This is a genomic window from Parahaliea mediterranea (assembly GCF_003402235.1).
In the GTDB taxonomy this organism is placed as follows: Bacteria; Pseudomonadota; Gammaproteobacteria; order Pseudomonadales; family Halieaceae; genus Parahaliea; species Parahaliea mediterranea.
The window spans coordinates 86851-104934 of the sequence record NZ_QEWO01000008.1 but is presented as its reverse complement, the minus strand read 5'-3'; the positions used below and the strand labels follow the sequence as shown (position 1 = coordinate 104934).

Sequence of the window (18084 nt, the reverse complement as noted above, 5' to 3'; positions counted from 1 at the left end):
TCCGGGACTCCAGCCTCCTGGAGTTACGTCCCCCAGCCTGGGCGCGCCTCTGACCACGCGCCACCGCCTCCCCCGAAAGAACAGCGACTAAAAAAGACCGGGAGTCACCCCATGCATGCGCCCGATCCACCGCTGTTCATTTTCAGTATAGGGAGGTGGGGCGGTGCAACAAGAAATAACTGCATGAAAATAAATTATTACAAGAAATAGCCAGTGGTTATTTCTTGGTTCTTGCAGGGGGCCTACCAAGAGATGCGCGGCCAAGGAACAGCGACCCGCGGCGAGTTGCCACAGGCCGGCCGCATCGGCCGCGCTACTGTCGCCGGAGTGACAGTGTGCCGCCGGCGATCGTGCTGATATGCGCACTGGGCCCGCTCTTGCGGGGGCCGGCCTGTTTGCGTTATCTGGAGACTGCCATGCTGAGAATAAAAATAGCCCGCCATAACCGCCGCGGAGTGTGCCCACATGCCTAGGCCGGGTGTTGCCAAGTCAGGTGTTACCCGGTCAGGCGCGACCCGGTCAGGCGCGACCCGGTCAGGCGCGACTCGGTCAGGCGCGACTCGGTCAGGTGTCTCCCGCCGTGCGCTGATGCGGGCCGGCCTGGGTTTGCCCTTCCTGTCGCTGGCTGCCTGCAGCAACCGGGATCACCCCCGCCCCGATAGCTGGGATCAGGGCGAGCTGCGCCACCTGCTGCCGCTGGTGTCCCACAACGGCATAAACATCAAGCTGTCTTTTGCCAGCCCGCGGGCCACGGCGCCGCAGCTGGCAATTGGCGCTCGGCAGGTGGCGGGCGTGCCCAGCGACAGCGACGGCCGCTTCTGGGCCTTTCGCGTTGGGGGCCTGGCGCCCAACACCGAGTACCGGCTGCAATTGCGCGAGCCGGGCGGGGCGCCCCTGTGCGACCCCTGGCCCCTGCGCACCTTCCCCGCCCCGGGCGAGGCTGCCGATAGGCTTCGCGTGGCCGCCTTCACCTGCGCCGGCGGGCCGGACCTGCCGGTATTTCCCGGCGGCCGCCACGCCTTCAAGCCGGTGCCCTACCGCCAGCGCCTGAACGACCTGATCCTCGATTATCAACCGGACCTGGTGATTGCCAACGGCGACCATGTGTACTGGGATTACCGCTCCTGGGTGGACAACCGCGACAGCGCCCTGGGGCGCATGGCGGTGGATTTGTACCTGGCCAGCTACGGCCGTTTTGACGAGACCCTGCCGGTGCCGGGCACTGCCAATGAGCAGACCCTCAAAACCATTGCCGACGAGCAGATTGCCCGCAGCTATGGCGTGCGCTTTCGCTCCACGCCAGTGTTCTTCATCACCGACGATCACGACTATTTCGAGAACGACGACGCCACACCGGAGCGGGTAACCTTTCCGCCGGGCGGCTTTCACCAGTCCCTGCGCAACACCCTGCAGGCGCTGTATTTCCCGGAGTTTATTGCCGATGCCGCGGTGCCTGCCATGCCCGGTTTGGCGGAGGCCGGCGAGCTGCGCCTTGCCACCCATTTTGGCCGCCTGCAGTACGGCGACCTGCTCTCGGCGGTGCTCTACGACTGCGGCGGCCAGCTCAGCCTGGACGGCGAGCAGGCCGGCCTGGTGCCCGCCCCAGTGGAGCAGTGGCTGTTGCAGCAGACCGCCGAGGAAAACACCCGCCACTTCATGCACTGCCCCTCCCACCCCATGGGCTGGACGGCGGGCAAGTGGCGGGAGTGGTACCCGGATATCCTGCACAGCGACGGTGCCCTGGTGGCGGAGGTGCCACGCGATAAGCAGGGCGGCAAATACCTGTGGCAGCCGGGCTGGTGGCAGCAGCACCAGCGCCTGCTGGCCGCCCTTGCCGCCCAGCAGCGGCGCCAGCCCTTGATGGTGTCTGGCGACCTGCACCTGCTGGGGGCCGGGCGTATCCTGGGCAGCGGCGAGCTGGACTTTGGCGCGCGGCCGGTTACCAGCATACTCAGCGGCCCGGTGGGCATTGGCGATTTGGGCTGGTTGTCGCGGGCGCGGGGGCTCAGCGCCCAGACCCCGGCCACACTGCGGCGCGAGGACATTATGGCCCCGGTGGAGCGCAACGGTTTTACGCTGATGGACTTCACCCGCGCCGGTTGCGCCGTGCAGCTGCTGGGCTGCCCGGCGGGTTATGTGGAGCCGGCGTCACTGCAGCTGGCCACGCTGCAGCAGTTCGCGCTGCCCGCCTGAACGGATAACTGAACCGCTGATTGAGCCGGTGTCAGTCCAGCGACGCCAGGTAGCGGCGCACGGCGCGGTAATCCGCCGCCAGCGTCTGCGGGGAAAACCCAGGCAGCGCTGATCCGGCCTGGTCCGGCTGGAACACCGCCTGTAATTCCCCTTGTGGGTTCAGCAGGTACAGGGCCACGCCGTGGCTGACGCGGTAGTCGTTGCGTGCAATGGCAGCGTCATCGTTGCCGATGGGTTCCAGCCGGGCAACCAGGCCCAGGCCCTGTTCAAAGGGCAGGTGCGGGTTGGCCGGGTCGTCGCGGTGGGTCAGGCCAATAAAACGCTGGTCAAAATAGGGCAGGTAGGCCGATAGCTGCTGCGGCGTGTCGCGCCGGTGGTCAATGCTGTAGAACAGCACCTGCGGCGCGGGCACGGCGCCGTCCTGCGCCAGCAGGGTGTCAAAGGCCACCAGCTGGTTGAGGGTGGTGGGGCAGATGTCCGGGCAGGTGGTAAAGCCATAGCTCACCAGGTGCCACTGGCCCAGCAGGTCGCTGCGCGAGAAGGCTTTGCCGTGCTGGTCGATCAGCCGGAAGTCATCCAGCGCCCGGGGCTGTTGCAGCAGCGCGCCCTGGATTTGCGGCGGTGTCGGCGGGCGCTGCAGGTAGGCCCAGGCCGCCGCGCCCAGCAGGACCAGGTTGGCGATGGCGATGCCCGCCAGCATGCGTGCTTTTGGCGATAGCGACACGGCGCGCCTCAGGTGTCGAAAAATTGCTGCCGGGTGAGAAAGGTGTAGTCCCCCTCAATCGCCATCAGGGCGATGAGCACCAGAATCGCCACCAGCGGCAGCAGCAGCACATATTTCAGCGACAGGCGCTCCCAGCCAAGGTGCATGAAGATGGCCACAATAAAACCGGCCTTGAGGAACATGAACAGCAGGATCAGCGACCAGCGCCAGAAGCCCTGCAGATGGAAATAGTCCACCAGGTAGGAAAAAAACGACAGGACAAACAGCAGCGCCCAGATCTTCAGGTAGATGCCGATGGGATGCTGCTGGCCGGTGGCGGCTTCACTCATGAGTCACCTCACCACAGGTAGAAAAACGCGAAGATAAAGACCCACACCAGATCGACAAAGTGCCAGTACAGGCCGGCGATCTCGACAATGGCATAGCCCTTCTGCTCGTAGTCGCCACGGGCCACCTTGCGGGCGACGATGGCCAGGTAAATCACCCCGGCGCTGACATGCAGGCCGTGGAAGCCGGTGATCATGAAAAAGGCCGAGCCGAACTGGGCCGCGCCCCAGGGATTGCCCCAGGGTCGCACCCCGTCCTCGATCAGCTTGGTCCACTCAAAGGCCTGCATGCCCACGAAAGAGGCCCCCAGCAGGGCCGTGGCCGCCATCAGCCACACGGTTTTGCGCCGGTCGCGGCGGTAGGCGAAGTTCACCGCCATGGCCATGGTGCCGCTGCTGGTGATGAGCACAAAGGTCATGATGGCAATCAGGATCAGCGGCAGGTGGTGGCCGAAAATCTCCAGCGCAAACACCTCGCTGGCATTGGGCCAGCTGTCGGTGGCCGACAGCCGCACGTTCATGTAGCTGGTGAGGAAAATACTGAAAATAAAGGTGTCCGAGAGCAGGAAGATCCACATCATCAACTTGCCCCAGGGCATGTCGAAGGCCTGCTTGTCGGCGGCCCAGTCGGCCACCATGCCGCGCACGCCGGGCGCGGTGTAGCTGTCGTCGTGGCTGCCCGTATCCATGGTCAGAATCCGCACAGGGCCGCGAGGGTGTTGATGGTGTCTGGCGAGCTGGCCAGCAGGGCAAACAGCAGCAGCCACACCGCCAGCAGAAAGTGCCAGTACTGGGCGCACAGCGACAGCGGCCCGCTGAGTGTGGCCAGGCTGTCGTCGTACCACACCCGAAACAGCAGGTTGGCCAGCACCACCATGCCTCCCAGCAGGTGCAGGCCGTGCACCGCGGTCAGCAGGTAGAAGTAACTGTTGGCCGGGTTGCTGTTGATGTAATAGCCCGCCGCCATCAGGCGCTGCCACAAATCCAGCTGGGCCAGCAGAAAGCCGATGGCGAAGAACACGGCCAGGCTGATACCCAGCACCGCCCGGTTGAGGTGTTCGCGCTGCGCAACCAGCACCGCAATGTGCATGGCGAGGCTGCTGGCGGCGAGCAGGGCGGTGTTGAACCACAGTCGCGAGGTATCGGAGAAGGGCTGCCAGGGCTGGCCGGCCAGGGCCTGGAAGTCCGGGTACTGGGAGCGTGACAGGAAGGTGATGATAAAGAGGAAGAACAGCACCCCGACGATGGCCATGATAAAGCGCAGGGCGGTGCGCGGGGTGGCCAGCGGGTCTGCCGGGGTGGGGTGGCCGGCCAGGGCCGGCTGCGGCTCCCAGGGCTTTTCGCGCAGCGTGCTGAACAGGCTCATGATGCACCTCCGAGCTCGCCGCTGGTGGGGTGGGCAGCGTCGGGTGGCTCGTTCTGGGCGATAAAGTCGCGTTCGGCGCCGGGCACGCTGAAGTCATAGGCCCAGCGGTATACCGTGGGCAACTCGGGCCCCCAGTTGCCGTGTTTTGGCGGCACATCCGGTGTCTGCCATTCCAGGCTGGTGGCGCCCCAGGGGTTGTGTGGCGCCTTCTCGCCGTGGCGCAGGCTCCAGAACACGTTGAACAGGAAGATCAGCTGGCTGGCGCCCACAATCAGTGCCGATACGGTGATGGAAGCGTTCAGCGACAGGGCCGACTCGGGGATAAAGTCGGTGCTGCCCATGGCGAAATAGCGCCGCGGCACACCCAGAAAGCCCAGGTAGTGCATGGGCAGGTAGATGGCGTAGGTGCCGAGGAAGGTCAGCCAGAAGTGGGCCTTGCCCAGGGCGTCGTTGAGCATGCGCCCGGTGATCAGCGGATACCAGTGATAGATGGCGGCGAACAGCACCATGATGGGCGACACGCCCATTACCATGTGGAAATGGGCCACCACAAAGTAGGTGTCCGACAGCGGCAGGTCGATGGTGACGTTGCCCAGGAACAGGCCGGTGAGCCCGCCGTGAATGAAAGTGAAAATAAAGCCGATGGCGAACAGCATCGGCACCCGCAGGTGGATGTTGCCCTGCCACAGGGTCAGCACCCAGTTGTAGACCTTGATGGCCGTTGGCACCGCGATAATCAGGGTGGTGGTGGCAAAGAAGAAGCCGAAAGCCGGGTGCATGCCGCTGACGTACATGTGGTGGGCCCACACCACAAAGCTGAGGCCGCCGATGGCGACGATGGCCCACACCATCATGCGGTAGCCGAAGATGTTCTTGCGCGCGTGGCAGGCCAGCACGTCGGACACCATGCCGAAGGCGGGCAGGGCGACGATATACACCTCCGGGTGGCCGAAGAACCAGAACAGGTGCTGGAACAGCACCGGGCTGCCGCCGGTGTAGTCGAGGTTCTCCCCCAGCGATACCAGGGCCGGCATGAAGAAGCTGGTGCCGATGGTCTTGTCCAGCAGCATCATGATGGCGCTCACCAGCAGGGCGGGGAAGGCCAGCAGGCCGAGCACGGTGGCGGTGAAAATGCCCCAGATGGTGAGCGGCATGCGCATCAGGGTCATGCCCCGGGTGCGTGCCTGCAGCACGGTGGTGACGTAGTTCAAACCGCCCATGGTAAAGGCAATGATGAACACCGCCAGCGACACCAGCATCAGAATGATGCCCCAGTCGTAGCCCGGGGTGCCCTGCAGAATGGCCTGGGGCGGGTACAGGGTCCAGCCCGCACCCGTCGGCCCGCCCGGCACAAAAAAGCTCGCCAGCAGGATGATTACCGACAGCAGGTACATCCAGTAGCTGAGCATGTTCATGTAGGGAAACACCATGTCCCTGGCGCCCACCATCAGCGGAATCAGGTAGTTGCCAAAGCCCCCCAGCAGCAGGGCGGTGAGCAGGTAGATCACCATGATCATGCCGTGCATGGTGACAAACTGCAGGTAGGCGCCGGGGGTAATGAAGTCGAAGGTGTCGGGAAAGCCGAGCTGCAGGCGCATCAGGGCCGACAGCACCAGCGCCACCAGGCCGACAAACACCGCCGTCAGGCCGTACTGGATGGCGATCACCTTGTGGTCCTGGCTCCAGATGTACTTGGTGACAAAGCTGTGCGGATCGTGCAGCTCCAGGGTCTGGTCGGCCAGTGCTGTGTGTTGCATGGCGTCTTCCTTCCTACAGGGTGTTCACGTAGGCCAGCAAATCGTTAATGGATTGTTCGTTCTGCAGCGAGCGCGCCATCAGCACCATCTGGTGGCCGTAGTTGTCGTCGCTGTGGGCGCCGCGAATACCGTGGCGAAAATGCGCCAGCTGCCGCTTGAGGTACCAGTCCTGCTGCCCGGCCAGGCGCGGCGCCTGCAGGGCGTAGTTGCCCTGGGCGCGCACCCCGTGGCAGGCGCCGCAGGTGTTGTAGTGGGCGGCGCCGCGGGCCGGGTCTCCCTCTACCGTGGCGTCGCTGTTTGCGGCGGGTAGGCTGGCGATGTAGGCGCTGAGGTCGCGCAGCGCCGTATCCGTCGCCACCGTGGCGGCCATGGCCGCCATCTGCTTGCCGTATTCATCGTCGTCGTGGGTGCCGCGAATGCCCTGCTGGTAGTAGCGCAGCTGGCGCTGGATGTACCAGGGCTCCAGGCCGGCCAGGGCCGGGCTGTTCATGGCCGCGTTGCCCTGGCCCTCGGGGCCATGGCAGGCGCTGCAGGTGGCGTACAGCTGCTGCCCGGCGGACGGGTCGCCGGCCGGCTGGCTACTGATATCCGCCCAGGTGGTCTGCTGCGCCAGCCAGGCATCAAAGTCCGCCTGCGAATCCACAATCACCTGCCCCCGCATGGCGTAGTGGGCAATGCCACACAGTTCCATGCACAGCACATCAAAGCGGCCGCTGCGGGTGGGGGTGAACCACACAAAGCTCACCGAGCCGGGCACCAGATCCATCTTCACCCGGAACTGGGGCACGGCGAAGTTGTGCAGCACGTCCTTGGAGCGCAGCAGCAGTTTCACCGGGCGGTCGATGGGCAGGTGCAACTCGTTGCTCGATACCAGAATGTCGTCAGCCCCCGCCGGGTCGGCGGGGTTCATGCCAAAGGGGTTGTCCGGGCCCACGTGCCTGGCGGCCACTTCGCCAAGCACGCCGTCCTCACCCGGGAAGCGGTAGCTCCACTGCCACTGCTCGCCCACCACTTCCACCGGGGCGGCGTCTTCTGGTACCTGGGTGAAGTCGGCCCACACCACCAGGCCCGGCGCCAGCATGGCGGCCACACCCACCGCGGTGATCACGGTGAGCCAGGTTTCCAGGCGTTTGTTTTCCGGCTCGTAGCGGGCGCGCTGCTCGGGGCGGTGGCGGTAGCGGTACACCGCCCAGGCCATGAACAGGTTGACGATGACAAACACCGCACCGGTGATGTACAGGGTGATGTCGACGGTGGTGTCGACGGTGTGCCAGTTGGAAGCCAGCGGGGTGAACCACCAGGGGCTCCACAGGTGAAAGAGCAGGGACCCCACAACCAGCACCACTAACGCGATAACCAGCTTCATAGTTACTCCAACCGGCGCTTATTGTTGTCTCGCCGCGCCGGTGTCCCCTGTGAATGTCCGGCGCACTGCGCCGGCGCTCGCGGCCCGCTGGCCGCCTGTGGCGATGGCGCGGCGCTAGGGCGCCACGCGCATAAAGTTGGCCCAGCGCTGCTGCAGGCCCACCACCCAGCGGGGGGTGGAGCTGCCATCGCCGGCGGGCTTCAGGCCCGGGTGGCGCTGCACCACCGCGTCAAGGATGGCTTTCTGGCTGCGGTCCACGTCCACGAACAGAATGTGGCGCCCGGCGCGCAGGTCGTCCTGGAAGCGGCGGAAGTCGGTATGGGTTTCGCCAATGCCGATAAGGCCGCCCTCCCAGGTGCAAAAGCCAAGCACCACCACTGCCAGGAAGATGGCGGGCACCCAGGTGTAGGTTTCCGTCAGCCCGGAGAACCAGGCCAGCGCCAGCACGGCGGCGGCCCCCAGCACACCGACCACGGCGCCCATCTCGGTGCCGTGCACTACGTCTTTTTTCAGCACCGCCTCCACCTCGTGAAGATGGTGTTCCTTGACGCCGGCGTCGTCTTCGCTGAGCACGTGAATCTGGGGTTTGACCAGCCCGGCCTCGGTCAGGTCGAGTTCTACCCGTTCGAGATCGTCGAGGTCGCTGCTGATGAAGTAGTGGCGTTTCATATGGAGCCTCCCTGTGAATCCACCAGTTGAACACGGCGGGGAGGAAGTGACGGCAAAACGCCGGCCCGGGTGTTCAACCACCGTCGGGCCGCAGCTGTCTGATAAAGCGTCGGCAGCAGGGGCACGACGTTTTCACCGAGTATAGCACCGGCAAAAACGCCGGCCAGCGCTGCCGCCCGCGCCAGCGAGGGCCTTAAAACACTGGCATCTAAGCCGCCATTCGCTTAGCGCGGATGGCGCTAAAAATCGGGTGTTTTCTGGCCAGACAGGGCAGTTGCAATCCCCCCATGCTGCTCTGGCCGCCTGCTTTAAGATTATTTTGCGTTAAAAACGCCAGCGCTTAGACAGCCATACCATCTACCTTCAAATTCGCGCGCTGCCGGGCACCGGTTTCCTTGCGGACCCCGCTGGGCGATACTTCGCCCAGATTGACAGGGGCTCTGGGTGATGGAATCCAAAATGCGGGGCGGGTGGAGGCTCCCGCTGATTTTACTGCTGTGTATTTTTCTGCTGGGCCTGGTGCCAAGGCTGTACAGTGCCGCCGTCCTCGGCTGGGGCTGGGATGGCCCGGGCACCTTCAATTTGGTGAATTTTGACGAGGGCGGCTCCTGCCGGGCAACGCTGCGGGGTTTTGACTACTCCACCTTTATCGGCCGCCAGGCCATTGCCATTGCCACCTGGCTGGACGCCGGGCCGCCGCCGGGCATCAGCGGTGATGCCGCCGCCGTCGGCGCCTACTGCCACGGTGCCGAGCACATCCGGGTGGCGCGCTTCTACTCGGCCATTGCCGGCGCGCTGACACCGGTGCTGCTGACCCTGCTGGCCTTTTGCCTGCTGCCCTCGCAACCGGCGGTGGGGCTGACTGCTGGGGCCCTGCTGGCCCTGTCCGGCTTTCATATCAGCGAGTCTCACAGCGGCACCGTGGATGCGCCCTCGGTGTTTTTTGTCTATGCACTGCTGCTGGCGGCCGTTGCCGCCACCCGCTGGCGCCGCGCTCTGTGGGCGCTGCCTCCGTTGCTGGTGGCGGCGGTGTGGGCCAAGTACTGGGTGTTTGCCCTGTTTACCCTGGCGGCGGCCCTGCCCGCCCGGCTGGGGCAGGTGGTGGTGCGCGGCTGGAGCCGCTGGCGCTTCTGCCTGGCGGTGCTGGCGGTGGTGATTGCCTTTGGCTGCCTCAGCAATGCGGACTTCCCCCCGGGCGCCTGGCCGCTGCTGGCGCTGTGCTACCTCACCGTGCCCTGGCGCCGAATTGCCCCGGCCATGATACCCCTGTGGCTGGCGGCGCCCTTTGTTGGCCTGGCCCTGCTGCAGGTGGAGGTGATCGCCGGCTACACCACCGGTGATATGGAGGGCCGTTTTGGCAGCGGTTATGCCGCCATCGGCTGGCATAAATGGCTGCGCAACGCCCTCAATGTACCGCTGGTGCTGGTGGTGGGCCTCGGCCTGCCGGCGGCGCTGTGCATCCCCTTCGGGGTGCGGGCACTGCTGCGCCAGGGTGGGCCCTGGCGGGGCTGGCTGTGCCTGCTGCCACTGGTGGTGTTCCTGCTGTTTATGCTGGTGCCGGCGCCGGTCACCTACTACCGCCACTACCTGGTGCTGCTGCCCGCTGCCGCCCTGCTGGCGGCCATGGGCTACTGGCGCCTGCCCCGGCGCTGGGCGCGCATGGGTTTGCCCCTGTTTTTGGCCTGGCCCGCCCTGCTGGCCTGGGATTTTGTGGGCGATTACCACCACGACCCCCGCATTGCATTGCGCCAGTGGTACCCGCAGGCGCGCCCCGAGCGCCTGTTCTTCAGCTACTATGTGCAGCCGCCGCGTCTGCCGGGTGTTGCCCAGGGCCTGTTCCGCGAGAGCTACGCCCGGGCCGACGGGGGCGTGCTGCGCCAGGGCCAGTACCTGCTGCTCAGTGAGAACTGGTACGACACAGCCTTTGCCAACGAACTGAACGGCCCGCTGACCGGCGATTTGCAGCGGCTGGTGAAAACCACGCCCTTCAACGCGCAGTTTTACCGCCAGGCGCTGGCGGGGGAGATAGACTACCTGCGGCCGGAGCGGGTGCTGCCGGTAACCAATTTCATGCCGGAGCTGGTTCTGCACAAACGCTGGTACGGCACCTTCCAGCTGTTCGTGGGGGACATCCATATCCTGCGGATTGTGCCGTGAGCCTTGGCAGCGCCAGCCGTGCGGCATGCACCAATAACACAGGGGACAATTCTTGACGATGGCAGCAGCTGAGGCGGCGACAATCACAGTGACCGTGCTGATCCCGGTCTACAACGAAGAGGACGGGCTCGCCGAGTGCTATCGCCGCCTGGACGCGGTGGCCGGACAGTGCGCGGAAGCCTTTGAATTCCTGTTTGTGGACGACGGCTCCAGCGATGGCAGTGCCGCCTGGCTGCTGGCGCTGCGCGAGCGGGATGCGCGGGTGGGGGTGATCGAACTCAGCCGCAACTTCGGCAAGGAGGTGGCCGTGTCCGCCGGCCTGGACCATGCCAGTGGCGACGTGGTCATGCTGCTGGATGCCGACCTGCAGGACCCGCCGGAACTGATCCCCGACTTCATCGCCGCCTGGCGCGAGGGCTACGACATGGTGTACGGCCAGCGCCTGAGCCGCGAGGGGGAAACCTGGCTCAAGATCAAAACCTCCCACTGGTTCTACCGGGTGATCAATGTACTGAGCGACGTGCCGATTCCGGCGGACGCCGGGGATTTTCGCCTGCTCAGCCGGCGCGCGGTGGAGGCGGTCAAGGCCCTGCGCGAAAAACACCGCTACATGTCCGGTCTTTATGCTTGGATCGGCTACCCGCAAAAGGCCCTGCCCTACCACCGTCACCCGCGCCATAGCGGGCGCACCAAGTGGAACTACTGGCGCCTGTGGGGGCTGGCGCTGGAGGGCATTACCTCCTTTTCCACCGTGCCGCTGAAGCTGGCCACCCTGCTGGGGGTGGTCACCGCCGGCGCCGCCTTCCTGTATGGCGTGTACTTCCTGCTGCGCACCCTGCTGTTTGGCAACCCGGTGCCGGGCTATCCCTCGCTGATTGTGGTGATGCTGTTCCTGGGGGGCGTGCAGCTGATCTGCCTCGGCATTATCGGCGAATACCTGGGGCGCACCTATGTCGAGAGCAAGCAGCGCCAGCTCTACTACCTGCGGGGCCTGCACCCGCGTCGGGAACAACAACACCATGACTGAACCGACCCACCCTAATATGCAGACCGGCTGCTGGCAAAACGCCTGCTGGTACCTGGTGGGCGCGCTGCTGTTTCTCAGTTTCGGCTTTACCGAAATGGCCGGCTCAGACCTGTGGTGGCACCTGGCCGGCGGCCGGGAGATTCTGGAGCAGGGCACCCTGTGGCTGCGCGATACCTGGTCCTACAGCGCCGCCGGCGAGCGCTGGCGCAACCACGAATGGCTGGCGGACCTGGTGTTCTACGGCTGGTACCAGCTGTTTGGCCTGCACTCGCTGGTGTACTGGAAGTGGGGGGTGATCATCGCCTGCTTCGGCCTGCTGCAGGCGCTGCTGATGCGCATTGGGCAGTCGCCGCCGGCGGCCCTGCTGCTCAGCGCGCTGGCGCTGGCCATCGCCGCCCCCTTCATCGACATGCGGCCCCACCTTTACAGCCTGCTGGCCTTTGTGCTGCTGCTGTACCTGGGCGTGCGCCGGGCGCCGTTCTGGCAATTTGCCCTGCTGTTTCTGGTGTGGGTAAACCTGCATGGCGGCTTTATGCTGGGCCTGCTGGTGCTGCCCCTGCTGCTGTTCCCCTTCCGCCAGCCGAGCTGGGCGGCCGTGTGGCGGGTGGCCTTGTGGGAGCTGGGCTGCATCGCGGTGTGCCTGATCAACCCGGATGGCGCCAAGGTGGTGATTTACCCCCTGACCTACGCCCTGCAGGCGGCCTCGCCCTTCCGCCAGATTGCCGAGTGGCTGCCGCCCTGGCAGCCGGGGGGCATCCAGTCGCCGCTGTTTTTCTGGGCCCTGCCGCTGCTGCCGCTGGCGCTGCTGGCCTACGCCCTGCCGGCGGTGCGCCGCCAGGTGGCCCTGCCCTGGTGGTCCCTGGGGGTTGCCCTGCTCACCCTGGCCATGGCCCTCACCAGCCGGCGCTTCATCCCGCTGTTTGCCATTGCCCAGGCGGTGTTCGCCGCGCCGGTGCTGGGTGCCCTGCTGGGTGCGCTGCAGGTGCGCCTTAAAGGATGGCTGCACTGGCCGGTGCTGGTGGCACTGCTGCTGGTGGCCCTGTTGCGCCTGGCGCCCTATCCCCTGCAGGCGGCACCGGCCTTTCACTACCTGACGGCGGAGTACAGCTACCCCCATTTGACGGTGGACGTGATGCTGCGCAACCAGATGCAGGGCAAGGTGTTTGCCTACTACAACTGGGGCGGTTTCCTGCACTGGCGCAGCGACGGCGCCCTGGCGGTGTACATCGACGGGCGCGCCAACACCCTCTACGGGGATGACACCTACATCAACTATGTGCGGGTGCTGCGGGGCGAGCCGGGCTGGAAGACAATCATTGAGCAGTCCGGGGCCGAGTACTTCCTGTGGCCGTCCGGCCATGCCAACGGCCCCCAGATGATGAAGGAACTGCTGGCCAGCGGGCGCTGGAAGCTGGTGTTTCGCTCTTCCGCCGCCATTTTGCTGGCGCGCCAGGAGGTGCCCGTGCAGCTCTCGGTGGGAGTGCCGGCGGATTCGTTGTGGTGGCTGCAGAGCGAGGGTTGGCGCCTGCTGCTGCAGGGCGACCCGGCGGCTGCCCAGCGCAACGCCCGGGCGGTGCTGGAGCGCTCTCCCTACCAGCAGGGCGCCTGTAACCTGATGAGCGCCGCGCTGCGGGCGGCGGGCGACGAGGCGGGGGCGGTGCGCAACCTAGCGGACTGCCGCACCTGGTTCCCCTCGATCTTCCTGCGCTAGCGCGAGCGGCAGCGCTTTTACGCCTGCGAATGCAGGCTTTATGATGGCGGGCAAATCACCGCCGTAGTGCGGCGACGCCTGGAGCCTCAACAATGAAAACACTGCTCTGTGCCGTCCTGGCCCTTGCCGCCGGCGCCAGCCAGGCGGCAACCCTGGTACACAACATTCGTGGCTACACCGTCGATGGCGAGCAGGTGCAAACCTTTGTGGCGCTGGAATTTGATGACGGGCTTGTCACCCGCCTGTACCGGGATGCGGCCGCGGCGGAGGCCAGCGGTGCCGACCGCCGCATCGACGGCCGCGGCGCCACCCTGCTGCCGGGGCTGATTGACGCCCACGGCCATGTCAGCGCCCACGGGCAGGCCCTGGCCAGCGTGGATCTAGTGGGTAGCCCCAGCGAAGCCGAGGCCGCCCGGCGCGTGGCGGCGTTTATTCAGGCCAATCGCAACGCCCAGACCAACAGCAACGCCCAGGCGAAAAACAATGCCCAGGCGAATAGCAACACCCAGGCCCAGCAGGGCTGGATAGCGGGTCGCGGCTGGAATCAGGTGCTGTGGCCGGGCCAGGCCTTCCCCACCCGGGCCACGCTGGATGCACTCAGCGGCGAGCACGCCGTGGTGCTGGGGCGGGTGGATGGCCACGCCCTGTGGGTGAATTCCCGCGCCCTGGCCCTGGCCGGCATTACCGCCGCCACCGAGGACCCCGCCGGCGGGCAGATTGTGCGCGATGCCACAGGCCAGCCCACCGGCGTGCTGATCGACAACGCCATGGACCTGGTGGCGGCCGTGATGCCAAAGCCCGACGTGGCCACCCTGGCGGATCTGCAGCACCGGGCCCTTGTCGACCTTGCCCGCTACGGCCTGACCGGGGTGCACGATGCCGGCATTGCCGCCCGGGAGGTGGCGGCCTACCAGCAGTTGCTGGCGCAGGGCCGCCTGCCCATCCGCGTGTACGCCATGCTGGATGCGCGCGACCCCGACAACGATCGCTACCTGGCCCAGGGGCCGATGATTGACGAGCGGCACCGACTGGACATTCGCAGCGTCAAACTCTCTGCCGACGGCGCCCTGGGCTCCCGCGGTGCCGCGCTGGTTGATGACTACAGCGACGACGCCGGCAACCGGGGCCTGCTGCTGCACAGCCGCGAGGCGCTGGCCCATCACATGCACCGGGCCGTGGCGGCGGGCTACCAGGTCAACACCCACGCCATTGGCGACCGCGCCAACGCCCTGGTGCTGGATTTACTGGAAACCATCAACAGCAACCCGGACAGTGCTGCCCTGCGCCACCGGGTGGAGCACGCCCAGATCCTGCGGCCGCAGGATATCGCCCGCTTTCCCGCCCTCAACGTGATTGCCTCGGTGCAGCCCGTGCACGCCACCAGCGACAAAAACATGGCCGGCGACCGCCTCGGCGAGGCGCGCCTTCACGGCGCCTATGCCTGGGAGTCCCTGCTGGAGAGTGGCGCCCGCATGGCCGGCGGCTCGGACTTTCCGGTGGAATCCCCCAACCCCTTCCATGGCCTGTACGCCGCCGTTACCCGCCAGGACACCGCCGGCCACCCGCCCGGCGGCTGGCTGCCCAACGAGAAGATGAACCGCGCCGCGGCGCTGGCCCTGTTCACCGGCGGCGCTGCCTACGCCGCCCACCAGGAGACGGTGCTGGGCCGGCTGCAGCCCGGCTACTACGCGGATTTCATTCTGGTGGACGGTGACTACTTCAACCTGCCGGAGGCCCGCCTGTGGCAGCTTTCGGTAAAGGCCACCTACGTGGCCGGTGAACAGGTGTATCCCGCCGGGAGCCGCAATGACCGCTGAAGCACCACTGACCGGCGCCGCTGGCCTGCGCGCCGACGACATCGCCGCCGCGCGCGACATCCAGATGAGCATCCTGCCGCCGGAGATGCCCCGCGTACCCGGCTACGACTTTTACGGCTGCCTGCGCCCCGCAGCGGAAACCGGCGGCGACATGTTCGACCTGGTGGAGCTGGAGCAGGGCGTATTCGTGCTGCTGGGGGACGCCACCGGCCACGGCTTTGGCCCGGCCCTGTGCGCCACCCAGATGCAGGCCATGTTCCGGGTCGCCTTCCGGGTGGGCGCGCAGCTGGGCGAGGCCTACATCCACGTCAACAACCAGCTCGACGAAGACCTGCCGGACGACCGCTTCGTGACCGCCTTCGCCGGCTTTCTCGATCCGCTGGCGCACCGGGTCAGCTATTTTTCCGCCGGGCAGGGCCCCATCCTGCACTACCGCGCCGCCAGCGGCGACTGCGACTGGCACGGGCCCACCACCTTTCCCCTGGGCACCATGGCGGTATCCCGGGCGGCCCCCATTCGCGACCTGGACCTGGCGCCGGGGGACATTCTGGCGGTGCTGTCTGACGGCGTTTACGAATGCGAGGGCGAGGTGGGCCTGTTCGGCCGCGAGCGGGTGGCCGCCGTGCTGCATGCGCAGCGGCAGGCCTCCACCGAGACACTGGCGGCGCACCTGATGGCGGCGCTGGAGGACTTTGCCGGCCCCCGGGAACAGCAGGATGATCTCACCCTTGTGCTGGTCAAGCGCCCGGCGCCCTGAGCCCTGCCGCCTTTTGCTTTGCCGGGGGCTGTTCTACACTCGGCGGGTAAGTGCGGGCGGGATGCATCCAAACCAATCGGAGGCGCCGTGAAACTGTCACTGCGCAGGGAGCTGGGAGAGATCGAGCGCATCGTGGCAGCGCGCCGGGCACTGTTCGCCGCCAGCAACCTGCCCGCCAGCCTGGCCTACCCGGTCGATCTGGCCACCGAAGAGTTGTTCGTCAATATGCTGCGTCACAACCCACAGGGCCGGGGGCCCATTGCCCTGGAGCTTGAGGCTATGGCCGGCGGGGTGCGAGTGAGCCTGGCCGATACCGATGCCGAGCCCTTTGATCCCGCCTCGGTGCCGCCGGTGGATACCGCGCTGCCATTGAGTGAACGCCAGGTAGGCGGCCTTGGCCTGCACCTGGTGCGCCAGCTGGTGGGGGCGGTGCACTACCACCACCGTGACCGCTGCAACACACTGTCCTTTATGGCCCGGGAGGAGCCAGCCGATGTTTGAAGTCCATCCCGATAATAACGGCCTGCGCCTGGCCGGCCGCCTGGATGCCGCCGCGGCGCCCCTGGCCGAGCCTCACTTCGAGGCCCTCTGTGCTGCGGCGGAAGTGGATATGGCGGAGCTGGAGTACATCTCCAGCGCCGGCCTGGGCGTGCTGCTCAAGGCCCATAAGCGCTTAAGCGCCCAGGGCGCCGGCCTGCGCCTGGTGCAGGTAAGCCCCCATATTGCCGAAATCCTGCATTTTTCCGGTTTCGACATGCTGTTCGAGGTTGTTCCCGCCGGCGATTCCGCCTGAGGCTGAAGCCCCCTCCCATGCCCGCGAAAACTTTTTTCAGTTTTTTTCCAACTTTTTGTCCGTTGCGCAGTAGTTATGGATAAGGAGTTGGAAACGGCCAGGGATGGCCAACTGGTCCTGCGGGGCCAGAGCGGCGACAGGCAGGCGCTGGGTGAGTTGGTTGATCATTACCACGGCGCCATTTTCAGGCTGGCTTTTCGAATGTTGGGAAGTCGCGAGGATGCAGCAGATGTTACACAGTCAACATTTCTCAGCGCCTTCGAAAGCCTGCACACCTATCGCCCGGAACACCGGTTTTTCAGCTGGATCTACCGGATCGGGGTCAACGAAGCCCTCGACTTCCGGCGCCGGCGACAGGGCGGTGAATGTCTGGACGAGTCGTTACCAGATCAGGGCCCTGGTCCGGAGCTGGTTGCCCGGCACGGTCAGCTACAGGCACAAATCCAGGCTGCAATGATGGGCCTGAATGATGAACAGAGGGCAGTGGTGGTGCTGCGGCATTATTCAGAGTGCTCCTACAGCGAGATTGGCGACATCCTGGCGCTGCCGGAAAAAACCGTGAAATCCCGCTTGTTTGAAGCCCGACGCGCACTGCGCAATCTGCTGGAACGAGAGTCCGACCATGCTTAGCGATTTTGACAGACAGCGCCTGCAAGCCGGATTCGACGGAGAATTGACGCCGACGGAGTGGCGTCAGCTGCAGGACACGTTCAAGGATAACGCCGAGGCCCGGGAATGGCTGGCGGAACTGGAAGACCTGCGCAACACCCTGGACGGGGTGCCCGATGTACCGGTGCCAGAGGACCTGGCGGCGGCGATCAAGGCCCGCATTCCGGCCGGCCAGAGCAACGTGCGGCAAGTGGACTTTGCCGCACGGCGCAGCCACCGCCCCCTGTGGGGTGGCTTGGCACTGGCGGCCAGCCTGGTGGTGGCAGTGGGGGCAGGTATGCAGTTTTGGGGTGTCTCAGAGCTGGGCATGGACAGCCAGCTTCGGTCAAGGATGACCGGCACCCTTTTTGACGCGGCTGCGATGGAAGCGCAGCGCCACTGGCAGTGGCCGGGCATGGAAGCTCGCGCCCTGCTGGTACGCGACGACACCGGCCTGGTACTGGAGCTGGAACTGGCTGCGCAGCCCGCGGCCGAACTGGTACTCAGCCTGGACGGTGAACAATGGCGCTGGCGGCAGGATGCCGCCTCGCGCAGCAACACAGAGGTCAAACGCCCAGCCGCCGAAATGCGACTGGCCGTAGCAGGAGAGCAGCGCTACCGACTCGAACTCGAGCCGGACACCAGGGACGGTGAAGCAGCGCAGGGAACCCTGAGCGCACCGCGCATCCACCTGCGCATGGAACGCGATGGCCAAAGTCTCGACCGGGGCACCATAGCGCCTGATTGACGGGACGGTTTACCAGGCGATCCCC

Annotated in this window: 17 protein-coding genes; 10 read left to right on the top strand and 7 right to left on the bottom strand. The window is 65.9% G+C overall.

Annotation, left to right across the window (positions count from 1 at the left end; all coding sequences use genetic code 11):
* The first annotated feature begins 588 nt into the window (after nt 1-588).
* The gene (locus tag DDZ17_RS20355) at nt 589-2193 is read left to right on the top strand and encodes a metallophosphoesterase family protein (protein ID WP_157976770.1); all 1605 of its coding nucleotides are present in this window, start codon (nt 589-591) and stop codon (nt 2191-2193) included.
* 31 nt (nt 2194-2224) lie between these two features.
* Here the strand turns inward: DDZ17_RS20355 and DDZ17_RS20350 are convergent, their stop codons facing one another.
* From DDZ17_RS20350 to DDZ17_RS20320, 7 genes are all read right to left on the bottom strand, one after another.
* Nucleotides 2225-2917 carry an SCO family protein gene (locus tag DDZ17_RS20350; RefSeq protein WP_157976769.1) on the bottom strand — a complete coding sequence of 231 codons (693 nt, stop codon included), beginning with the start codon at nt 2915-2917 and terminating at the stop codon, nt 2225-2227.
* An 8-nt stretch (nt 2918-2925) separates the two neighbouring features.
* Nucleotides 2926-3246 carry a cytochrome C oxidase subunit IV family protein gene (locus tag DDZ17_RS20345; protein ID WP_116368840.1) on the bottom strand — a complete coding sequence of 107 codons (321 nt, stop codon included), beginning with the start codon at nt 3244-3246 and terminating at the stop codon, nt 2926-2928.
* Between the two features lie 8 nt (nt 3247-3254).
* Nucleotides 3255-3932, bottom strand: a complete 678-nt coding sequence (locus DDZ17_RS20340) for a heme-copper oxidase subunit III family protein (protein WP_116368838.1) — start codon at nt 3930-3932, stop codon at nt 3255-3257.
* A gap of 2 nt (nt 3933-3934) precedes the next feature.
* Nucleotides 3935-4609, bottom strand: coding sequence for a cytochrome c oxidase subunit 3 (locus tag DDZ17_RS20335; RefSeq protein WP_116368836.1), 675 nt, complete (start codon nt 4607-4609; stop codon nt 3935-3937).
* The gene (locus DDZ17_RS20330; protein ID WP_116368834.1) at nt 4606-6366 is read right to left on the bottom strand and encodes a cytochrome c oxidase subunit I; all 1761 of its coding nucleotides are present in this window, start codon (nt 6364-6366) and stop codon (nt 4606-4608) included. The genes DDZ17_RS20335 and DDZ17_RS20330 overlap by 4 nt, the downstream gene beginning before the upstream one ends.
* Before the next feature lie 13 nt (nt 6367-6379).
* Nucleotides 6380-7732, bottom strand: a complete 1353-nt coding sequence (gene coxB / locus DDZ17_RS20325) for a cytochrome c oxidase subunit II (RefSeq protein WP_116368832.1) — start codon at nt 7730-7732, stop codon at nt 6380-6382.
* A gap of 114 nt (nt 7733-7846) precedes the next feature.
* A complete protein-coding gene (locus tag DDZ17_RS20320; protein WP_116368830.1) occupies nt 7847-8401 on the bottom strand; it encodes an NAD/FAD-utilizing enzyme in 555 nt (184 codons plus the stop codon).
* Between the two features lie 519 nt (nt 8402-8920).
* On the opposite strand from DDZ17_RS20320, the gene DDZ17_RS20315 reads away from it, so the two are divergent.
* The 9 genes from DDZ17_RS20315 to DDZ17_RS20275 all read left to right on the top strand — a co-directional run bounded on the left by DDZ17_RS20315 (nt 8921) and on the right by DDZ17_RS20275 (nt 18059).
* Nucleotides 8921-10558 (top strand): hypothetical protein, encoded by a 1638-nt coding sequence (locus DDZ17_RS20315; protein ID WP_157976768.1) that lies wholly within the window; start codon nt 8921-8923, stop codon nt 10556-10558.
* A gap of 58 nt (nt 10559-10616) precedes the next feature.
* Entirely contained in the window at nt 10617-11585 is a 969-nt protein-coding gene (locus DDZ17_RS20310) for a glycosyltransferase family 2 protein (RefSeq protein WP_116368827.1), read from the top strand.
* Nucleotides 11578-13296: a hypothetical protein gene (locus DDZ17_RS20305; protein ID WP_157976767.1), complete on the top strand. Its 1719-nt coding sequence runs from the start codon at nt 11578-11580 to the stop codon at nt 13294-13296. Before DDZ17_RS20310 ends, DDZ17_RS20305 begins: the two co-directional genes overlap by 8 nt.
* 92 nt (nt 13297-13388) lie before the next feature.
* Nucleotides 13389-15113, top strand: coding sequence for an amidohydrolase (locus DDZ17_RS20300; protein ID WP_116368824.1), 1725 nt, complete (start codon nt 13389-13391; stop codon nt 15111-15113).
* Nucleotides 15103-15870 (top strand): PP2C family protein-serine/threonine phosphatase, encoded by a 768-nt coding sequence (locus DDZ17_RS20295; protein ID WP_116368822.1) that lies wholly within the window; start codon nt 15103-15105, stop codon nt 15868-15870. Before DDZ17_RS20300 ends, DDZ17_RS20295 begins: the two co-directional genes overlap by 11 nt.
* A gap of 87 nt (nt 15871-15957) precedes the next feature.
* Nucleotides 15958-16371, top strand: a complete 414-nt coding sequence (locus DDZ17_RS20290; RefSeq protein ID WP_157976766.1) for an ATP-binding protein — start codon at nt 15958-15960, stop codon at nt 16369-16371.
* Nucleotides 16364-16663, top strand: a complete 300-nt coding sequence (locus DDZ17_RS20285; protein WP_116368820.1) for an STAS domain-containing protein — start codon at nt 16364-16366, stop codon at nt 16661-16663. Before DDZ17_RS20290 ends, DDZ17_RS20285 begins: the two co-directional genes overlap by 8 nt.
* Nucleotides 16664-16738: 75 nt before the next feature.
* Nucleotides 16739-17293, top strand: a complete 555-nt coding sequence (locus DDZ17_RS20280; RefSeq protein WP_116368819.1) for an RNA polymerase sigma factor — start codon at nt 16739-16741, stop codon at nt 17291-17293.
* Nucleotides 17286-18059: an anti-sigma factor family protein gene (locus tag DDZ17_RS20275; protein ID WP_116368818.1), complete on the top strand. Its 774-nt coding sequence runs from the start codon at nt 17286-17288 to the stop codon at nt 18057-18059. The genes DDZ17_RS20280 and DDZ17_RS20275 overlap by 8 nt, the downstream gene beginning before the upstream one ends.
* Nucleotides 18060-18084: the final 25 nt, after the last annotated feature.

Excerpts from the sequence above, each read along its gene's own strand:
- DDZ17_RS20355 (WP_157976770.1), top strand. The coding sequence starts at position 589 with ATGCGGGCCGGCCTGGGTTTGCCCTTCCTGTCGCTGGCTGCCTGCAGC.
- DDZ17_RS20345 (WP_116368840.1), bottom strand. The coding sequence starts at position 3,246 with ATGAGTGAAGCCGCCACCGGCCAGCAGCATCCCATCGGCATCTACCTG.
- DDZ17_RS20340 (WP_116368838.1), bottom strand. The coding sequence starts at position 3,932 with ATGGATACGGGCAGCCACGACGACAGCTACACCGCGCCCGGCGTGCGC.
- DDZ17_RS20335 (WP_116368836.1), bottom strand. The coding sequence starts at position 4,609 with ATGAGCCTGTTCAGCACGCTGCGCGAAAAGCCCTGGGAGCCGCAGCCG.
- DDZ17_RS20330 (WP_116368834.1), bottom strand. The coding sequence starts at position 6,366 with ATGCAACACACAGCACTGGCCGACCAGACCCTGGAGCTGCACGATCCG.
- coxB (WP_116368832.1), bottom strand. The coding sequence starts at position 7,732 with ATGAAGCTGGTTATCGCGTTAGTGGTGCTGGTTGTGGGGTCCCTGCTC.
- DDZ17_RS20320 (WP_116368830.1), bottom strand. The coding sequence starts at position 8,401 with ATGAAACGCCACTACTTCATCAGCAGCGACCTCGACGATCTCGAACGG.
- DDZ17_RS20310 (WP_116368827.1), top strand. The coding sequence starts at position 10,617 with ATGGCAGCAGCTGAGGCGGCGACAATCACAGTGACCGTGCTGATCCCG.
- DDZ17_RS20305 (WP_157976767.1), top strand. The coding sequence starts at position 11,578 with ATGACTGAACCGACCCACCCTAATATGCAGACCGGCTGCTGGCAAAAC.
- DDZ17_RS20300 (WP_116368824.1), top strand. The coding sequence starts at position 13,389 with ATGAAAACACTGCTCTGTGCCGTCCTGGCCCTTGCCGCCGGCGCCAGC.
- DDZ17_RS20295 (WP_116368822.1), top strand. The coding sequence starts at position 15,103 with ATGACCGCTGAAGCACCACTGACCGGCGCCGCTGGCCTGCGCGCCGAC.
- DDZ17_RS20285 (WP_116368820.1), top strand. The coding sequence starts at position 16,364 with ATGTTTGAAGTCCATCCCGATAATAACGGCCTGCGCCTGGCCGGCCGC.
- DDZ17_RS20280 (WP_116368819.1), top strand. The coding sequence starts at position 16,739 with ATGGATAAGGAGTTGGAAACGGCCAGGGATGGCCAACTGGTCCTGCGG.
- DDZ17_RS20275 (WP_116368818.1), top strand. The coding sequence starts at position 17,286 with ATGCTTAGCGATTTTGACAGACAGCGCCTGCAAGCCGGATTCGACGGA.